The 19,209-nt window shown below is 69.7% G+C and carries 11 protein-coding genes and 1 tRNA gene; 6 read left to right on the forward strand and 6 right to left on the reverse strand.

Features of this window, described 5'->3' with window-relative positions; all coding sequences use genetic code 11:
* The first annotated feature begins 20 nt into the window (after positions 1 to 20).
* Entirely contained in the window at positions 21 to 1,334 is a 1,314-nt protein-coding gene (locus tag E1P53_RS00520) for a dicarboxylate/amino acid:cation symporter (RefSeq protein ID WP_230824780.1), read from the forward strand.
* A 515-nt stretch (positions 1,335 to 1,849) separates the two neighbouring features.
* On the opposite strand, the gene E1P53_RS00525 is transcribed toward E1P53_RS00520, so the two are convergent.
* From E1P53_RS00525 to E1P53_RS00540, 4 genes are all read right to left on the reverse strand, one after another.
* Positions 1,850 to 3,118, reverse strand: coding sequence for a glycoside hydrolase family 183 protein (locus tag E1P53_RS00525; RefSeq protein ID WP_371830979.1), 1,269 nt, complete (start codon positions 3,116 to 3,118; stop codon positions 1,850 to 1,852).
* Positions 3,119 to 3,372: 254 nt separating this feature from the next.
* Entirely contained in the window at positions 3,373 to 4,578 is a 1,206-nt protein-coding gene (locus tag E1P53_RS00530) for a L,D-transpeptidase (RefSeq protein WP_131733189.1), read from the reverse strand.
* A 224-nt stretch (positions 4,579 to 4,802) separates the two neighbouring features.
* Positions 4,803 to 4,875: transfer RNA gene (locus E1P53_RS00535), tRNA-Lys, on the reverse strand.
* 156 nt (positions 4,876 to 5,031) lie between these two features.
* Entirely contained in the window at positions 5,032 to 5,253 is a 222-nt protein-coding gene (locus E1P53_RS00540; RefSeq protein WP_006899555.1) for a DUF3618 domain-containing protein, read from the reverse strand.
* A 146-nt stretch (positions 5,254 to 5,399) separates the two neighbouring features.
* Between E1P53_RS00540 and bcp the strand changes: the two genes are divergently transcribed.
* On the forward strand, positions 5,400 to 5,891 hold the full coding sequence (bcp, locus tag E1P53_RS00545; RefSeq protein ID WP_109239288.1) for a thioredoxin-dependent thiol peroxidase: 492 nt from the start codon (positions 5,400 to 5,402) through the stop codon (positions 5,889 to 5,891).
* Between the two features lie 25 nt (positions 5,892 to 5,916).
* Positions 5,917 to 6,549 (forward strand): TetR/AcrR family transcriptional regulator, encoded by a 633-nt coding sequence (locus tag E1P53_RS00550; RefSeq protein ID WP_109239289.1) that lies wholly within the window; start codon positions 5,917 to 5,919, stop codon positions 6,547 to 6,549.
* A gap of 21 nt (positions 6,550 to 6,570) precedes the next feature.
* Here E1P53_RS00550 and acpS read toward each other — a convergent pair whose 3' ends face one another.
* Complete coding sequence (gene acpS, locus E1P53_RS00555) at positions 6,571 to 6,963, reverse strand: holo-ACP synthase AcpS (protein ID WP_040526511.1); 393 nt, start codon at positions 6,961 to 6,963, stop codon at positions 6,571 to 6,573.
* Positions 6,964 to 6,986: 23 nt separating this feature from the next.
* Positions 6,987 to 16,253 carry a type I polyketide synthase gene (locus E1P53_RS00560; RefSeq protein ID WP_131733167.1) on the reverse strand — a complete coding sequence of 3,089 codons (9,267 nt, stop codon included), beginning with the start codon at positions 16,251 to 16,253 and terminating at the stop codon, positions 6,987 to 6,989.
* 524 nt (positions 16,254 to 16,777) lie between these two features.
* Between E1P53_RS00560 and E1P53_RS00565 the strand changes: the two genes are divergently transcribed.
* The 3 genes from E1P53_RS00565 to E1P53_RS00575 all read left to right on the forward strand — a co-directional run bounded on the left by E1P53_RS00565 (position 16,778) and on the right by E1P53_RS00575 (position 19,146).
* The gene (locus E1P53_RS00565) at positions 16,778 to 17,203 is read left to right on the forward strand and encodes an HIT family protein (protein WP_131733168.1); all 426 of its coding nucleotides are present in this window, start codon (positions 16,778 to 16,780) and stop codon (positions 17,201 to 17,203) included.
* Entirely contained in the window at positions 17,200 to 18,012 is an 813-nt protein-coding gene (locus E1P53_RS00570; RefSeq protein ID WP_280526242.1) for an SIR2 family NAD-dependent protein deacylase, read from the forward strand. Before E1P53_RS00565 ends, E1P53_RS00570 begins: the two co-directional genes overlap by 4 nt.
* 114 nt (positions 18,013 to 18,126) lie before the next feature.
* The gene (locus E1P53_RS00575; RefSeq protein WP_131733169.1) at positions 18,127 to 19,146 is read left to right on the forward strand and encodes an IS481 family transposase; all 1,020 of its coding nucleotides are present in this window, start codon (positions 18,127 to 18,129) and stop codon (positions 19,144 to 19,146) included.
* Positions 19,147 to 19,209 lie beyond the last annotated feature (63 nt).

The following is a 19,209-nucleotide window of genomic DNA, read 5'->3' on the forward strand; positions in this document are numbered from 1 at the left end:
CGAACCCGAGGACGCACGACGTGACGAGACCGAATCCCAAAGTCCTGAAACACCCCGCCGTACAGATCGGGATCGGCGCGATCGCCGGTCTCGTGTTCGGCCTGATCGTCGGGGAATGGGCCGCGAACCTGGAGTTCGTCGGCGACATCTTCATCCGACTCATCCAGATGTCCATCGTTCCACTGGTTCTCAGTTCGGTCATCGTCGCGACGGCGTCGATGTCGGGCGCCGGAACGGGCCGGATCGTGGTCCGCACGTTCACCTGGATGATCGGATTCTCCGTCGTGGCCGCAGTTCTCGCGTGGGCTCTGTGCACCCTGATCAAGCCGGGGACCGGCATGGTCTTCGACGGCACGCTCGACCCGACCCTCACCGAGGACGCCGCCGAGACGACCGGTTGGCAGGACACGCTTCGTGACTTCGTGTCGACCAACGTCGTCGAGGCGATGTCGACCGCGACCATGGTGCCGATCATCGTGCTCGCCCTGTTGTTCGGCGTGGCCCTGCGCATGCAGATCACCAAGTCCGGCGACGATCGGGTGCTCACGTTCGTCGATCAGATCCAGCAGATCGTGCTCACCATGATCCGCCTCGTCATGCACATCGCTCCCGTCGGCGTGTTCTGCCTGCTGGCACCCCTGTCCGGCGACGTCGGATTCTCCGTCGTGACAACGGCATTGAAGTACCTGGGCACCACCGCACTCGGGGTCGCGATCCTGTTCGTCCTGTTCGTCGTCGTGGTCACCGCACGCACGCGACTCAATCCGTGGCGGCTTCCCGGCAAGCTGACCGAGCAGACCGCGATCGCCGTCACCACCACCAGTTCCGCGGTCACCTTTCCCACCGTCCTGAAGAACACCGTCGAGAAGATCGGCGTCAGTCAGAAGGTCGCCAACTTCACCTTGTCGATCGGCCTGACCATGGGTTCCTACGGCGCGGTCCTCAACTACATGATCGTGGTGATGTTCCTCGCACAGGCCGGCGGCGTGGACCTGACGATCGGGATGATCGCGCTCGGCATGGCACTGGCGATCCTGTTGAACATGGGAACGATCACCGTCCCGGGCGGTTTCCCCGTCGTCGCGACCTTCCTCGCCACATCGCTGGATCTTCCCCTCGAGGCCGTGGGACTGCTCATCGCCGTCGACTGGTTCACCGGGATCTTCCGCACCTTCCTCAACGTCAACGGCGACACCTTCGTCGCGATGCTCGTGGCGAACGCCGACGACGAGATCGACCGCGACGTGTACTACGAGCGCAAGGCGGTGGTCTCGGAGGAGATCGATGTCGCCGAGTACGCGGACGCCATCGCATCCGCCGACGCCGCCGACTGACGGATCTCGCGCCCGCGTCGAAGGTCCCGGCGTCCCGTCCGTCCTTGTTACCCACCGCCTCCGGGTCCTTGGCCCCCTATAGTCCCAGAGTTGCTGCGGTGGCGGTTTTCCCGCAGTAACGTCACCGACATGCCTGCCTACTGGGTCATGTTCGTGGTCGCTCTGGTCTCCTGCCTGATCATCGGGATCGGGTTCTTCCTCGGAATCCCGGGCCCCAAGGACTGAGCGTCCCTCCTCTCACGGCCGGGCACCCTCGTGCGCGCCGGGAACCGCCGTGTGTTCGAGGCGGACCTCGCCCCATCCCGCTCGCGTCGATCACCGATCCCCGGTGCGGAATGTGTGCGGTCGTTCGCCTGGCGGCTCCGCCGAGGTGGAAAGACGATCTCGAGCGCTATGCGACTCGACGATCTCGTCCACCACGGCAGCGCCCGCGACGGCGATGCAGAATCCGCCCGATCAGCGCTACGCCGAGGACGTTCGAAGTCAGATGAGACCGACCGGCGCGGGGACGCGACTCAGCGAACGCGCGCCCGCATCAGCGAGACGTTGTAGTCGGTCCAGGTCGACAGGGTGAAGTACAGGTCCTCACCCGCCGACCACGGGTGCATGAACCCGCCGTACAGCTGGGCGTACTTCGACGAGTGGACGAGCTCCGACGGCTCCGACCACAGGCCCTGCGGCTCCCGGGCCTTGCGCAGGACGATCGCGCCCCGGAACGCGTCGAGATAGGTCATCTGCCAGCGGTCGGTCGACTCGTCGTAGCGGACGTTGATCTCGCCGGCCGGGCCGCCGATGATCACCGACGCCGCGTTGCCGTCGCGCGCCGGAACCCACTTGCCGTCACGCCAGTACTGGTAGGCGGTCTTGTTCAGGATGTGGTCGCGGTGCACGCGGGCGACACCCACCGAGCCGATACGCCCGTTGGGCGTGCCGAACATGTACACGTGGTCGCCCTTCGGGACCATGGACGACACCTGGAACTGGCTGACGCCGAAGATGTTGTCCCAACGCGCGTACGGATCCTTGACCCACGTCGAACCGCCGTCGTCGGAGTAGGCCAGGCCGCCGTAGTTGGTCAGCCACAGGCCCGGGATCTCTCCCCACGTCCGCACCGACATGTAGCTCATGTACTGCCGGTCGCCGACCGCGAAGCCCGAGGTCGGGATGACGGTGATCTCGTAGTGGTCGATACGCCGGGCGCTCAGCAGTTCGGCCGCGTGGCAGCGGCTGTCCTGGATCATCGTGTCGATGAACAGGCCGTCGGAGAGGTCCTTGTCCGACGAGAACCCGAGCACGTTGCTGCGCCAGTCACGGCCGTTGGCGCCGGGCGGACGGAAGCCCTTGCCGAAGGTGTCGCCGAAGACGATCGCGACCTTGTCCGGCTCGGCCTCCCACATGATCCCCAGGTCGGTGCCGTTGATCTGCCAGCGCTTGTCGGTGCGGCTCGTCGAGCCCTGGCCCGTCACGGTGCCGACCCACTCGTGTCCCGAGACCCGCGGCGGGGTCGGTTTGGGCGCGACCGGACCCGCGTCGACGCCGGGGTTCACCTTCGCGGGACGGGGCGGCAGCGGCGGCGGGTTCGGGTTGGGCACCGGGACCGGGATGTTCTTGGGCGCCGGGTCGAGGGTGATCTTGGGGAACTCGAGGCTCAGCGCGGGCCCGCCGGCACCCGGCTTCGGCTTGGGCGGGTCGGTGATGTCCGGGCACGGGTCCGAACACGGGTCCTTCGGCGGCGGCTCCGACGGGATGCGCACCACGGGCTTCTCCGGTGCCGGCTCGGGCACGGGCAGGATTCGCGGGTACGGCAGCGGGATGGACAGCCGGTCCGGGAGGCGCGGGAGCAGGTCCAGCGGATTTCCGGGGATGGGCTTGCGCTCGGGCGGCAGGTCGGCCTCGCAGCCGGAACTCGGCAGCTCTCGCTGCGGCTTCGGCTCGCGTGGGCGGCGGCGGTGGTCCCGCCCAGTGCGGTTCCGGCGACGACGGCCGCGGCGAGCCAGCGAGTGCCGGCGGAACAGAGAATCGACCGTCTCTTGTGTGTCTAGGCCTGGTCCGCGTTGCCCTTGCGCCACTGCTCCCACGGGATGTTCCAGTCACCGAGTCCGTCGGTGCCAGACAGCGTGCCGCCCGTGGTGTTCTTCACGATGACCGGGTCACCGCGCAGCGTGTTGTTCATGACCCACAGCGCGTTCTCCGGGCTCAGGTTGAGGCAGCCGTGGCTGGTGTTGGTGTTGCCCTGCGCCCACATCGACCAGGGGGCCGAGTGGAAGAAGATGCCGCTGTAGGACATGCGGGTCGCGTAGTCGACCGGGGTGCGGTACCCGTTCGGCGAGTTCGTCGGCACGCCGTAGGTCGACGAGTCCATGATGATGTGGTCGTGCTTGTCGGCGACCAGGTAGATGCCGTTGTCGGTCTCGTCGCCCGGCTTGCCCATCGACGTCGGCATGGTCTTGATGACCTTGCCGTCACGCTCGAAGACCACCTGCTTGGTGTTGTCGTCGGCGGTGATGACCATCTTGCGGCCGATGGTGAAGTGGGTGCTGACGTTCTCCTGGCCGTAGAGGCCGTCGCCGAGGTCGATGCCGTAGGTGTTCACGGAGACCTTCACCTTGGTGCCAGGCTTCCAGAACTCCTTGGGACGCCAGCGCACCTCGCTGTCGCTGATCCAGTAGAAGGCGCCCTCGACCGGCGGGTCGGTGGTGACCTTGATCGCCCGCTGGGCGGCCCGTCGGTTCGGGATCGGCTCGTCGAACTTCACCGCGACCGGCTGGCCGATGCCGACGGTCTCGCCGGGGCTCGGCGTGAGGTAGGCCTGGGTGAGGTTGTTGGGGCTGCTCGTGGTGAAGCTCACCCGCTTGTTCACCGTGCCGCCGATGCCGATGGCCTCGGCGTCGAGCGTGTAGGTGCGGTTGTAGCCGAGGGCCTCGGCGCTCGTCCAGACCGTGTCGTCGTCGGCGAAGCGTCCCTTGAGCGGGGTGCCGTCTGCCTTCGTGATCAGGACGCGCTTGAGCGTGCCCTCGGTGGTCTTGACGGTGATCGGCGCGCCCGGCAGGACCCCGACGGAGTTGTCCGCGAGCGGCTTGGCGCCGTCGGCGGTGTCGTCCTCGGTGGAGATCTCGATGTCGGGCTTGAGCAGGTCGTCGAAGAGGCTCGAGCTGGTCACGTTGTCGCTGTAGGACGCCTCATGTGAGCACGACGTCACGAGTGCGATGACCGCGAGCAGAACACCACTGATCATCAGCGGCATCCGTCGAGTACGACCGATACCCATCTCTCTCCCGCCTGAGTCGACCAACTCTTGTGACCTGGTCGGCAGTTGCCTCCCCGAATCACGCTCCAGTATACGAGAATCCGCGACGAACACCGGGGCGCGTCATCCGATCGTCTGCGTGTCCGGTCATCGGTGACCGGAAACCCGCCGACATGACACAAGACGCCCCGCAATCCTGCGAGGCGTCTTGTGAATCTCTGTGCGCCATCAGGGACTCGAACCCCGAACCCGCTGATTAAGAGTCAGCTGCTCTGCCAATTGAGCTAATGGCGCTTGCCGTTTGTCGCTGTCGGGCTTGCCTCCCGGCGACGGGAAAGAACATTACATGACACTCTCGCCAGATGTGAAATCACCTGGTCGGAGAGGATTTTTCCGATGCTCTCCCCCGACTCGGCCGGGCGGGAGACCCCGACGCGGCCCGCAGCCGGCTCAGCTCACGATCTTGCGGACCACCAGCACGAGCACGAGCGCTCCGACGCCAGCGATCGTGTACTTCACCGCCGGGGTCTGCAGGGTGGCCAGGGCACGCGACTTCGCGTCGTCTGCGAGACGCTGCGGATTCGCGCGTTCGGCCAGCGCGTCGAGCGTGTTGGCGAGGTCCTCACGGGCCTTCGCGATCTCCTGCTCGATACGTTCGGTATCTCCGGCCACTGTGCATCCTTCCGGCGCTTCTCGCTGCAGGCGCACGCGGTCTCACGCCTGCGCCACTGACTGTCAAGATCGCCGCCGAACGGCGGCGACTCGATGCTACGACATCCTCACGTGCCGTCAGGTGCCCATGGACTAGCCTGACTTGCATGTCAGAGGTCACTCCCCCCGCCGAGGCAAAGCGTCTGTCCGTCGGTGATCGCGCACCCGCATTCACCCTGCCCGACGCGAACGGCGATCCGGTGTCGTTGTCGGACTACGCGGGACAGAAGGTCATCGTGTACTTCTACCCGGCGGCCGCCACCCCGGGCTGCACCAAGCAGGCGTGTGATTTTCGCGACAATCTCGCCGAGCTGAACGAGGCCGGCCTCGCGGTGCTCGGCATCTCGCCGGACAAGCCCGCGAAACTTCAGAAGTTCATCGAGAAGGAGGGCCTCAACTTCCCCCTCCTGAGCGATCCGGAGAAGAAGGTCCTCGCCGAGTGGGGCGCATTCGGCGAGAAGAAGATGTACGGCAAGACCGTCACCGGCGTCATCCGCTCGACGTTCCTGGTCGACGAGGACGGCAAGATCGCCCTCGCGCAGTACAACGTCCGTGCCACCGGGCACGTCGCGAAGCTGCGTCGCGATCTGTCGGTGTGACCCGCGGAGTCGGTGAGCGAGAACCATGACGGGGTCGACCGAACCACTGGTCCCGCGTAAGCGACCCACCCAGGAGCGCAGCAGGCGCAAGTTCCAGGCGATGCTCAACGCCGCGCGCGAGTTGCTCGTCGAGGTCGGGTTCGAGTCGTTGACGTGTGAGGAGATCGCGGCGCGGGCCGAGGTCCCGATCGGAACCCTCTACCAGTACTTCGCCAACAAGTACGTGATCGTCTGCGAGCTCGACCGGCAGGACACCGTCGACGTCCGCGAGGAGCTCACCGCCTTCGCCAACGAGGTGCCGTCGCTGGAGTGGCCGAGCCTGCTCGAGAAGTTCCTCGATCACCTCGCCGCGCTGTGGCGCACCGACCCGTCGCGGCGGGCGGTGTGGCTCGCGGTCCAGTCGACGCCGGCCACGCGGGCGACCGCGTCGGAGAACGAGCGGGTGCTCGCCGCGCAGGTCGCGCGGATGCTCGCGCCGCTCACGCCTTCCCAGCGTGAGCGCCGCGAGATGATGTCGCAGGTGCTCGTCCACACCGCGTACTCGCTGCTGAGCTTCTCGGTGCAGGACGGTCACGACCACGAGGAGACCGTCGCCGAGCTGAAGCGGATGCTCGCCGGCTACCTGCTCCTCGAGGAGTCGACGCAGGTCACGAGCTGACCCGAGCCGGACCTGACCGCCCTAATGGCCCTCGAGGATGGCCACCGCGGCGGCGGTGTCGCCGTCGTGGGTCAGCGACACATGGATCACGGTGTCGCGCAGGTGGTCTCCGACCTCGCCCGACACGCGGACGGCGGGCCGCCCCCAGGTGTCGGTGACGACCTCGATGTCGCTGTGCCGGATCTGCGGCAGCAGGGGCGACCGGGAGAAGCGACTCACCGACCAGGCCTTGATCACGGCCTCCTTGGCCGCCCAGCGGGCGGCGAGATGCCGTGCGTCGTCGCCGGTCCCGGCCGCCGAGTCCCGACGTTCGCCGACCGTGAACCGGTCGGCGAACGTCGTACCCGGCTGCCGGAGCTGCTCGGCGAACTCCGGGATCGACACGATGTCGATCCCGACTCCGAGAACGCTCATCTCCGCTGTACCGTCGCCGTCCGTCACGATCGCTCGTCGGCGCCGACGGCATCCGCCGGACGGTAGACGTCGGACTCGGACAACCTGACCCGCGGGTCGAGCAGCAGGCCCGCCTCGGCGTCGTGCTCGTCGACCGACTCGTCGAACCGGCGGTTCGGCGGACGCTGGTAGGCCGGCTCGCCGCCGCAGAGCGTCTGCAGGAAGCGCTGGTGGCCCTGGCGTTCCCGCTCCGCGGCGCGCGTGCGGTAGGACTCGCGCTCCTCGGGGGCGAGGGAGGCGATGAAGGCCTCCGGATGCACCACCGCGATGAGCCCGGACACGTGACCGAAGCCGAGGCTGGTGAGCAGGCCCGCCTTGAGCGGGAACCGCTCCCCCAGCCGCAGGGTCTCGCGCGGCCACACCAGATGCGGGTACTCCTGCATCTGGTCGTCGACGCAGTCGAGGCTCCGGTTCGGCGGGACGACGCCGTCGCGCAGCATCTGGCACAGTCCGATCAGCTGGAAGGCGGCGGCGCCGCCCTTGGCATGACCGGTGAGCGACTTCTGCGACACGACGAACAACGGCGCGCCCTTGCTGCGGCCGATGGCGTCGGCGAGACGCTCGTGCAGCTCGGATTCGTTGGGGTCGTTGGCCTTCGTCGAGGTGTCGTGCTTGGAGACCACGGCGACGTCGTCGGCGGACACACCGAGCGATGCGAGCGCGGTGGCCAGTGGCGAGGACTGCGCACCGCGCGCCGCGCCCAGGGCACCGAGACCCGGGGCCGGGATCGAGGTGTGCACACCGTCGCCGAAACTCTGCGCCCACGCGACCACGCCGAGGACCGGCAGGCCCATCTGCGCGGCCACGTCGCCGCGGGCGAGGAGAATCGTTCCGCCGCCCTGCGATTCGACGAAGCCGCCGCGACGCCGGTCGTTGGCCCGCGAGAACCGGCGGTCGTCGATTCCGCGTTCGGACATCTTCGCCGACTCGGCGGTCGCCGACATCGCGCCGAAACCGACGATGCCCTCGATGCCGAGGTCGTCGAACCCGCCGGCCACCGCGAACAGCGCCTTGCCGAGCCGGATCTTGTCGACGCCCTCCTCGACCGACACCGCCGCCGTGGCGCAGGCCGCGACCGGGTGGATCATCGCGCCGTAGGAGCCGACGTAGGACTGGACGACATGTGCGGCAACGATGTTCGGCAGGGCCTCCTGCAGGATGTCGTTGGCGTTGGCCTCGCCGAGCAGGGTGTTGATGTACAGGTCCCGCATCGAGGCCATGCCGCCCATGCCAGTGCCCTGCGTGTTGGCGACCAGGCCCGGGTGCACCCAGCGCATCAGCTCGCTCGGGGTGAAGCCCGACGACAGGAACGCGTCGACGGTGGCGACGAGGTTCCACAGCGCGACCCGGTCGATCGACTCGACCATGTCCGGGCTCACGCCCCAGCGCACCGGGTCGAAGCCGGTCGGGATCTGACCGCCGACGGTGCGCGAGAGCGAGAACCGGCGCGGCACACGGATCTCCGTGCCCGCCAGGCGGGTGACCTGCCAGTCGCCGTCGGCGGTCTGGGCGATCCGGGTCTTCTCCGGGTTCGCGGCCGCGAAGGCGCGCGCCTCGGCCTCGGAGTTCACCGTGAAGGTGAGGTCCTCGTCGAGGAACACCGAGGTGAGCAGCGGCGAGGTGTTGTCGACCATCGCGCCGTCGTCCTCGTAGCGGCGGATGCCGCAACGCTCGACGACCTCGTCGTGGTACCGCTCGGCGATCTCGCTCTCCGGCACCGGGTCACCGGTCTCGGTGTCGTACCAGCCGGGCTTCGGGGCCGAATCCCAGTGGATCAGGCCGGTGTTCCACGCGAGTTCGAGAACGCCTGCGGCCGAGAGCTTCTCGTCGACCTCCATCTCGAAGCGGGTGCGGGCCGAACCGTACGGCCCGAGCTCGCCGGCTCCGACGATGACCACCAGGTCCTCGGGCCGCGCGCTGATCGACGGCCACTGCGGGCGCAGGGCGCGCGGGGCGCGAGCCGGGGCCGGGAGCGCGGCCACGGTGGCCTGCTCCGGTGTCTCGGCGTCGTCCTCGGCCTTCTCCGCGGCCGCGGCTGCGGTCGCGGCGAGCGCCTTGAGGTCGGTGGAGGCGTCGAGCCCGCCGGTGAAGTCGGCGAGAATCGGCGCGTCGACCGCGGCGGCACGCTGCTCGGGGGTGCACAGCGTCAGCAGGTTCGCGGCCATCTCGTCGGTGCTCCAGGTGCGCACTCCCGCGGCCTCGACCGCCTCGACCATGCCGTCGTTGTGGCCCATGAGTCCGGTGCCGCGGACCCAGCCGATGAGGGCGTGGGCCAGCGTGGTCTTCGAGCCCCACGACTCCTCGGCCGACCAGCGCTGGACCAGCGCGTCGAGGGCCGCCTTGCTCTCGCCGTACGCGCCGTCGCCGCCGAACATGCCGCGGTTGGGCGAGCCGGGCAGCACGACGTGCAGGCGTGCGGCGATGTCGTGGTCGGAGTGGGCGTCGGCCAGGCCTGCGATGAGCCGCTCGACCGACCACAGCAGGACCTTCATCTCCAGCTCGGCGCGGGCACCGGCCTCGGTGAGGTCGCCGGCCACTCGCGGGGCGGCGAACGGGAAGAGCATGGTCGGCTTCATCGCCGGCTTGACGACCGCGGTGGTGCCGCCGAGGTTCTCGGTCTGCTCCCCCGCGACCCAGGCGACCAGGTCGTCGACGTCGGCGTAGGACGCCATGTTGGCCGGGGCGATCCACAGCGCGGCGCCGGTGCGGGCGTTCTCGCGGTAGAGCTTCTTGTAGAACGCGAGCCGCTCGGAGTCCAGCCGCGAGGTCGTCGCGATGACCGTGGCGCCTCCGGCGAGCAGGCCGGCGACGACGCCCGAGGCGATCGATCCCTTGCTGGCACCGGTGACGACGGCGATCTCGCCGCTGTAGACGCCCTTCCCGGTGTCCTCGGCGGCCCGTGCGATGGCCTCGAAGAGGCGTGCGTGCACGGCGTTCCCGGACGACAGCGCCTTGCCCTGCCACCAGGTGGCGTGGTCGGCGACGGTGGCACCGGCGCCGACGAAGCGGGCGACGATCTCCTCGAAGTCGTCCTCGACCTCGTGGGCGTCGGTCAGCCAGAGCCGGACGAGGTCCTCGCGGGCGGTGGCCCACCGGTCGTCGACGAGCACGACCTTGGCGGAGTCGAAGGCGGGTGCGACCGTGCGGGCCCAGTCGGCGCCCAGCTCGGCGCTCACCAGCTCGGCGATCTCGGCGTTCGGATCGCCGGCGACCTCGGCGAGATCGGCGGTCTCGGCCAGGCCCAGCTTCTCCAGGATGGTGTACGCCGCCGACGCCAGGGCGCCGGAACGTCCGGTGATCTGCTCGGTGAACTCTCCCAGCGCGGCCGCGTCGACCGTTGCGCCGGCGCCGGTGTCGCCGGCGGGCTTGCTCACGGCGATGCCCTTCTGGGCGCCGACCGCGGTGACCGCCCGGTCGATGAGCGCGTCGAGTGCGTCGGCGTTGGCGACCGGACCGTCGAGCAGGTTGCCCAGTGCCTCCCCGCGCACCGAGGCGCCCTCACGGGTGCCGAGGGCGAGCGCGACGGTGGTGTGCAGTCCCCAGCCCGGCCCGAGCTGCCAGACGTTGCTCACCCGGTCGGTGATGTAGTTCTGGCGCTTGCCCAGCGGGCCGAGCACCTTGCGGATCTGGTCGCTGACGGCGTCGGTGAGGACCGCGCCGAGCGGGCGATAGCCGCGCGCAAGGGATTCCACGGTCGTCGACAGGGCGACCATGTCGGCCTCGGCGGCACCGTCGATGGCGCCGAGCCCGAGCTCGCCGCCGATGTCGAGCAGCAGCTGGTTGCGGCGTGAGGACACGCCGTCGCACAGCGCCTCGATGGTGTCCGCGGAGCCGATCTGATCGACGCGCATCTTGGTCCACAGCGCGATGACGGACTTCACCGCGTCCGACGGGGTGAAGGCGATGTCATCGGGACGGGGCCCGCCCGCGGGTGCGGCCGCGGCGGGTGCCGGGGCGGCCGGGGCCGGGGCCGCGGCTTCGGCGGCGTCTGCGGGGGCGGACTCCTCTGCCGGGGCGGCGATCTCGTCCTCCTCGGGCTCGTGTCCGACGTCCTTGGCCAGGATCACGTCCGAGTCGCGTTCGACGTTGACGACCTCCGTGGTGGCCGAGGCGTAGTCGTCGAGCTTGAGGGTGTTGGTCGCCAGGCCGGCCAGCGTCGGTGCACCCTTCAGGCCGATCTCGACGAAGCGCTGCACGCCCAGGCCGTTGCGCTCCGGGCCGCTGAACAGCAGGTCCTGGGTCTCGATCCAGCGCACCGGGCTGGCGAACTGCCAGGCCAGCAGCTCGATCAGGATCACGCGCGCCAGCCGGGCGGGCTCGGCGGCCCAGGAGTCCCAGTCGGCGAGGACCTCGTTCAGCGGATCCGACGGCACCAGAGCCGCGATCTCCTCGACGAAGTCGCGTCCGAGATTGAACAGGCGCGGCACCAGGTTCGGGATGTAGCGCCCGACGAGGACGTCGGCGTCGATCTCATGCGGCAGCAGGTCCTCGAGCTTGTGTCGGAACTCCGGCACGCCCGCGCGCAGCACGGTCGAGTGGAACGGGACGTCGATGCCCGGGATGAGGATGAACGCCCGCTTGCCGCCGAATTCGGCACGGCGGCGGTCGATCTCCGCCTCGAGTGCCTTCAGCCCGCGGACGGTGCCGGCGATCGCGTACTGCGACCCGAGGAGGTTGAGGTTGACGACCTCCAGGAACTCGCCGACCTGCTCGCCGAGACCGGACACGAAGTCGGTGACCTCGGCGTCGGCCAGGCCGAACTGGCTCGGGCGGATGGCCGCCATCCGGTAGTTGCTGCGGCCCTGCTCGTCGCGCGGCACCAGGTGGTGCATCGCCTCGCCGCGCTGGAACACGACCTCGAGGACGGCCTCGAGCGGGAGCACTCCGGCGCACGCGGCGAGTGCGTTGTACTCGCCGACCGAGTGGCCGCAGGTGATCGCGCCCTCGACGAAGCCGCCGGCCTCCTTGAGCTCGGCGATCTGCGCGACACCCAGGGTGGCCATGGCCACCTGGGTGAACTGCGTCAGGTACAGCACGCCGTCCGGGTGCTGGTAGGTGGTGCCGTTGGCGACGAGCTTGGTCGGGTTGTCGCGGACGACGGCGAGGATCGAGAAGCCCAGCGCCTTGCGGGTGTGCTTGTCGGCCCGGTCCCAGATGTCGCGCGCGGCCTTGGACCGCGAGCGGGCGTCGAGCCCCATCCCCTTGGTCTGGATGCCCTGGCCCGGGAACGCGTAGACGGTGCGCGGCGCGGCGAGCAGGCCGGTGGCGCTCATGACGAGGTCGTCGCCGACCTTGGCGCTGACCTCGACGACCTCGCGGCCCTTGTCGAGGCCGACGCGGTCGACGCGCACGGTGATGGTGTCGCCGAGGCGCACCATGCCGAGGTAGCGGGCGGTCCAGCCGACCAGCGGACGCGGCGACGGGATCGGGTTCTTCGCATCGGTCGCGGTGACGACCTGCTGGGCCGCCGCCGACAGCCACATCCCGTGCACGATCGGGTCGCCGAGACCGGCCAGCTTCGCCGCCGAGGCATCGGTGTGGATCGGGTTGCGGTCGCCGGAGACCACGGCGAAGCCGTTCATGCGGCTCGGCGCGGTGATGGTGGCGGTGCGCAGCAGCTTGCGGGTGGCCGAACGCTCGTCGTCGAGCGCGCCGCCGGCCCGCAGCGGGGCGGTCAGTTCGGCATCGCCGAGGCGGCCGCGGATCGCGAAGCGCTCCTCGAGCGTCGCGACCGGCCCGGCCTCGCCGACGATCTCGACCGAGACCTCGATGACCCGGCCGACCTCGGAGTCGTGGACCGCGCCCGTGCGCGCGGTCACGGTCAGATCGGTGGCCTCGGTGGGGATCTCGCCGGTCACGTGGATGGCGTGATCGAGGTGGACCAGATCGAGCAGACCCTCGACGACCGGGGTTCCGGCTTCGGTGCGGGCGGCGCCGATGACGCTGAACACGCTCGGCCAGCAGGCTCCGACCAGGGTGTCGGGGACGGCGAACCCGAAGGGCTCGGTCGGGGTCGTGGGACGCAGGTGCGCCGGCAGCGAGAACCCGGTCACCGAGGCGTGATCGGCCACCGAGTCGGGCTGCCAGGTGATGGTGGTGGTCGCGACGCCGTCGGTCACCTCGGCCAGCGACCCGCCGGCGGCGACGGTGAGGATCTCGCGCATAGCGGCCGACGCGTCGTCGAGGCCGACGATCGGCGCGCCGCCGTCGCGGACCCCCGCGCCGGCCACGATCGGGATGCGCACGGACGCACCGGAGATCGGGACGACGAGGTCGAAGCGGACGGAGTCGCCCTCGGACGCGGTCTGTTCGAGAACGGCACCGGTGGGGGCGTGCTCGGCACGCTCCGGCGCGACGGCGGTCCAGCGGTCGACGTCGCCGAGCAGCGCGATCGGGTTCGGCACGATGCGGCCGGCCCAGCTCACGTCGGCGGATTCGATGACGGCGGTCAACGCGCCGACCTCGTCCACGCGACCCGCGCGATGACGCGAGGCGACGGGCACCGGGCGCTCGCCCGCGGTCTTCAGGTCGGTGACGACCCGGGCCTCGAAGCGGTCGAGGAGTTCGCCGACCGGCTCGTCGACGCGGGTGATGCCGGCGACGGCCACCGGGCCGGGGATGATGCAGACCTCGTCGGCGCTGTAGCGCGGATCGTGTGCCTGCCACAGCGAGTCGCTGCGCCACCAGCGGCGCACGTCCTTGTCGATGACCGGGACGAAGTTGACGGGCTTGCCCGGCGTGCGGCAGAGCTCGAAGAAGAACGCGACGTCGGCCGGATGCAGGATGTCGGTGTCGATCTCGGGGTAGGCGCTGCCCAGCGCGTCGATCGCGGCATGCGGGTCGTCGGTGGTCGAGATGTCGGCGAACATCGTCGGGATGGGCCCGGAGTCCTGCTGGTGCATGCGGGCCTCGGTGCGCTGCAGCATCTCGACGAACCGCTGCTGCCAGGTGATGTCGGCCCACGGCAGGTGGTCGCCGTGCGCGTCGCCCACGGCCAGGGTCGCGTAGCGCTCGAGCCACTGGCGGTAGGTCATGGTCTCGACGTCGCCGAAGTACGGCTTGGCGGTGACGGCCATCGCCGCGATGATCTCGTCGCGGCGCGCGGCCACGGCCTCGGCGTCGCCGGCGACCTCGTCGAGCAGACGTCCGCACCGCGACGCGGCGTTGTCGACCTCGTGGATGTCGGCGCCGAGTTGCGAACGGCCCGAGGCCATTCCGGCGGTGGCGTGGCCCGCGCCGATCCACTCGTCGATGCCCGCGGTCTCCACCAGCATCTTCTTGACGTCGGGGTTGGTGGTGGCCTCCTTGGTGGCCATCGCCGCGGTGCCGACGAGGATGCCGTCCAGCGGCATCACCGGGTGGTCGTGCGCCGTCGACCAGACGCCGGTGAGGTATTCGCTGGCGCGTTCGGGGGTGCCGATGCCGCCGCCGACGCAGATCACGACGTTCGGCCGTGCGCGCAGCTCGGCGTAGGTGGCCAGCAGCAGGTCGTCGAGGTCCTCCCACGAGTGGTGGCCGCCGGCGCGGCCGCCCTCGATCTGGACGATGACCGGGTGGTGCGGGACCTCGGCGGCGATCCGCACGACCTGCCGGATCTGTTCGACCGTGCCCGGCTTGAACGCGACGAAGCGCAGACCCGCCTCGACGAACTCCTCCACCAGAGCCACCGCGTCCTCGAGCTCGGGGATGCCGGCCGAGACGATCACGCCGTCGATCGGGGCGCCCTGCGCACGCGCCTTCTGCACCAGCCGCTTCCCGCCGAGCTGCAGCTTCCACAGGTACGGGTCGAGGAACAGCGCGTTGAACTGCGCCTCGCGACCGGGCTCGAGCAGGTCGGTGAGGGTGGCGATGTTGCGGGCGAAGATCTCCTCGGTGACCTGGCCGCCGCCGGCGAGCTCGGCCCAGTGGCCGGCGTTGGCCGCCGCGGCGACGATCGCCGGGTCCACGGTGGTGGGGGTCATACCGGCCAACAGCATCGGCGAACGGCCGGTGAGGCGGGTGAAGGCGGTCTCGACGACGGTGCGGCCATCGGGCAGTTCGACGAGTGTGGGGGCGAACTGCGACCACGGCGCGGCGACCTCGGGGACGCCGCCCGGGGTGAACAGGTTGCGCTGGCCCACGCGCAGCGCGGCCGGCACCAGCCCCACGCCCTGGCCGCGCACGAGCGGGGCGGTCAGGCGGGTGGCGGTGTCGGCGGGACCGAAGTCGAGGATCCACTTCGCGCCGCCGGCGACGACCTCGTCGATCTCGGCGACCCAGTCGACGTGGTCGACCAGGATGGATTGCGCGTGACGGGTGGCGAGTTCGCGATCGATGCCGCACTCGCCGGCCCACTCGCCCACGAGCTCGACCGCCTCGGCCATCGCCGGGTGGTGGAAGGCGACCGAGACCTGGAGATGGTCGAACCTCGGGGAGAACGGGGCACCGCCGGTCAGCTTGCGCTTGCGCCGGTCGGCTTCGTCGGCGGCGATGCGCTCGCACAGGGCGGCGAAGCCGGCGAGGTGGCGCGGAGCCCCGGAGAGCACGAGGGCGTTGCGGCTGTTCTTGATCGAGACCACCGGCGCGGTGGCGAGGTCGCCCTCGTTCAGGCCGGCCCGGTACTCGGCGAGGATCTCGTCGATGCGCTTGGGCGCGACGTTCGCGACGGCGAGCATCGGGGTGCCGTCGGTGGTCACGCCGAGCCCGCGGCGACGAGCGACGAGCGAGCCGGCGGCGCCGATGAGGTGGGCGATCGCGAGCAGGAGCCCCTGTCCGCCCTCGACGGCGTTGCCCTCGGCCCCGACGGCGTCGATGGCCAGCGAGCCCTGGGAGTGGCCGACGACGGCGCTCGGGGGCACCGCGGCGGTGTCGAGGCCCTGCTTGCGGAGCGCCTCGACGGCGGCGAGCTGCGTCAGCAGCACGCCGGGGCCGGAGAGCGTGAAGTCGGCGAGTGCGGTCTCGGACGGGACCTCTTCGCCGGCGTCGTGGGCATGCACCCAGGCCAGCGGGTGGAAGCCGTCGCCGCGCGCGACGACCAGCTGGTCGGCGACGGGATCGAGGAGTCGCTCGGCCGCCTCGACGATCTTGGCGATCCGGTGCTCGAGGTCGGCGTCGACCACCAGCTCGGCGAGCGTGGGCAACCACGCGCCTCCCTGTCCGCCGAAACTGATCGCGTAGGGCTCGCCCTGCGTGAGCCGATCGATGAGCGTGGTGGTCGGGCGTTCGGCGTTGGCTGCGCCTTGCGAGCCGGTGCGGAACTGGTCGACGGTCACGGGTACTCCTCTGTGGTGGTCTGTCTTCGGCGGTCGGCGGAGTGTCGGTGGCAGGCGGGAGCGCCGCGGGTCTCATCGGTGAGATGGATGCGTCCACGGCGCCGGTGGCGTCGGACACTCGGACCACGGCGGCCCGTCCGGGTTCGGACGAAACGCACAGTTGATGAACACGCTTGTCCCGCAGGGACATTCACGACAACGACCCGTCGTCACGAGTCGTCGTCGGCGTGAACGTGTCCCCATGATGACACACGAAAGTGAGGGATTCCTCATGTTTCCGGGTGACCTGTCGGTATACCGATCAGTAACCCCGCGGGTAACTTGAAACACCATGTCAACGGCCATCCGAAGGGTCGCGAAACCCCCAGGCCAGGCGCCGTCGATCAGCGCGCGGCGCACCCGGAACGGCCGCCCGACAGACCGTTATGAAACCGTTATGTGATGCGGCACACGTCCCGTGTCGCGACCCCGACACCCATGTGTAGAACCCTCGAGCCCCGACCCCGGTGCCCTAGAGTCGGCCCATGAGCAGTTGCATCTTCTGCGCCATCGTCGAGGGCACGGCTCCGGGGCGGATCGTCTACTCCGACGACGAGGTCGTGGGTTTCCTCGACATCCGACCGGTCACCCGCGGGCACACGCTGCTCGTCCCCCGGGTCCACTCCTCCGGGCTCGACGACCTCGATCCGGCCCGCGGCGCCGCCCTCTTCCGCGCGGGGCAACGTCTCGCGACCGCGATGAAGCGAGGTCCCCTGGCGGCCGACGGCGTCAACATCGCCCTCAACGACGGACGCGCGGCGTTTCAGACCGTGTTCCACACACACCTCCACGTCGTCCCCCGGCGGGCCGGCGACAAGCTCAGCTTCGCCAAGGGCTTCGTCGTGCGCCGCGACCCCGACCCGGACGAGACCGCCGAACTCCTGCGGGCCTCGCTGGAGGCCGCCGGGTGAGCCCCGCACCGGGGCCCGGGTCGCCCGACGCCGAGGTCGGCGAGATCATCCCCGCCGCCGTCGCCGACCTCGTCCGCGATGCGGACTGGATCACCGTGTTCAGCGGCGCCGGGATGTCAGCGGACAGCGGCATCGCGACCTTCCGCGACGCCCAGACCGGCCTCTGGGAGACCTTCGACCCCTCCGAACTGGCCACCCCGGAGGCCTGGGAGCGCGATCCCGCCCTCGTATGGGGCTGGTACCGCTGGCGCGCCCGGGAGGTCCTCACCGCCGAGCCGAACGCCGGACACCGGGCGCTGGCGGAACTGGGGTCCTCCCGCACCGTGATGGTGGTGACGCAGAACGTCGACGATCTACACGAACGCGCCGGGAGCAACGTCGTCAGCCATCTGCACGGCAGTCTCTTCGCGCCTCGATGCGCCGACTGCGGAACCCCGTACGACGGACCCGAGGCACACCCGACGCCGGCCGATCCCGACACCGAGCACATCGAGCCGCGGGTCACCCCGCCGACGTGCCCGCGCTGCGGCGGGCGGGTCCGCCCGGGCGTCGTGTGGTTCGGCGAAGCACTGCCCGCCGACGACTGGCAGCGAGCCGACCAGGCGTTCCGGGCGGCCGAGGTCGTGCTCGTCGTCGGCACCAGCGGGATCGTCTATCCCGCCGCTTCACTACCCGAACGCGCCGCACGGCAAGGCATTCCGGTCATCGAGTTCAATCCCGCGGAGTCGGCGGTCACCTCGATCGCGACTCACAGCCTGCGGGTCTCGGCCGCGGTCGGGTTGCCCGCACTCCTCCGCGCCATCGGCTAGCTGTACTGACCCGGAACGTTAGGTACAGAGTTCGGCGAGTCGACGTGACATAGGGAAGACCTCCGAGTGAGGTGTGGAGCTGTCTAAGAACCGCTCCTCAACCCGGAGGTCTTCATGTCCCACCGTAATTCACCGCTGTCCCCGACTGGCCGGTTGCGTCTGGCTCGGTGTGTTGTGGACGACCGGTGGCCACTGCGCCGCGCAGCTGACCGGTTCAACGTCTCAGTCACCACGGCCAAGCGATGGGCGGATCGCTACCGCGACCACGGGCCGGCCGGAATGGTCGACCGGTCCAGCCGGCCCCGATCGTGTCCGCATCGCACCAGCCGGCGCCGGGAACGCCGGGTCGTCGGGTTACGCGTCTCCCGCCGCTGGGGGCCAGCCCGGATCGGATACCACCTGGGGTTGAACGTCTCCACGGTGCACCGCATCCTCACCCGCTACGGCTGCCTACGACTGTCGTGGATCGACCCGGCAACCGGGGCGCCGGTACGTGCCCGCAGACGCGAGGTCCGCCGGTACGAACACCAAGCGCCCGGAGACTTGATCCACGTCGACATCAAAAAGCTCGGCAGAATCCCCGACGGCGGTGGACATCGCGTACACGGCCGCGCCCAGGGCACCCGCAACTCCAGTGCCCACCGCGAGCCTGGACGAACCCGCAAAGTTGCTGGCCGCCCCAACCTGGGGTACGCGTATCTGCATCACGCCGTCGACGACCACTCCCGCTACGCCTACTCCGAGATCCTCGCTGATGAGAAGAAGGAAACCGCGACCGCGTTCATGACTCGGGCGTTGGCGCACTTCGCCTCGATCGGTGTCACCACCGCGCGAGTGATGACCGACAACGGGTCGTGTTACCGGTCCCGCATATTTCGGGACTTGTTGCACGACAACAAGATCAAGCACAAGCGGACCAGACCGTACCGGCCGCAAACCAACGGCAAGGTCGAACGATTCAACCGGACCCTGCAGGAGGAATGGGCCTACGCCCGTCCCTACCTCAGTGAAACCGAACGCGTCGCGGCCTTCCCCGAGTTCCTTCGCATCTACAATCACGAACGCGGCCACACCGCACTCCGAGGCAACTCACCCGCCGACCGCGTACCCAACCTGTCGGGTCAGTACACCTAGACGTTCCCGCGGCAACGGGGCCGGACGCGCTGTGCGGGCGCCTCGGCAAGCGGGCGAGGTCAC

The organism is Gordonia paraffinivorans, from assembly GCF_900683595.1.
In the GTDB taxonomy this organism is placed as follows: Bacteria; Actinomycetota; Actinomycetes; order Mycobacteriales; family Mycobacteriaceae; genus Gordonia; species Gordonia paraffinivorans.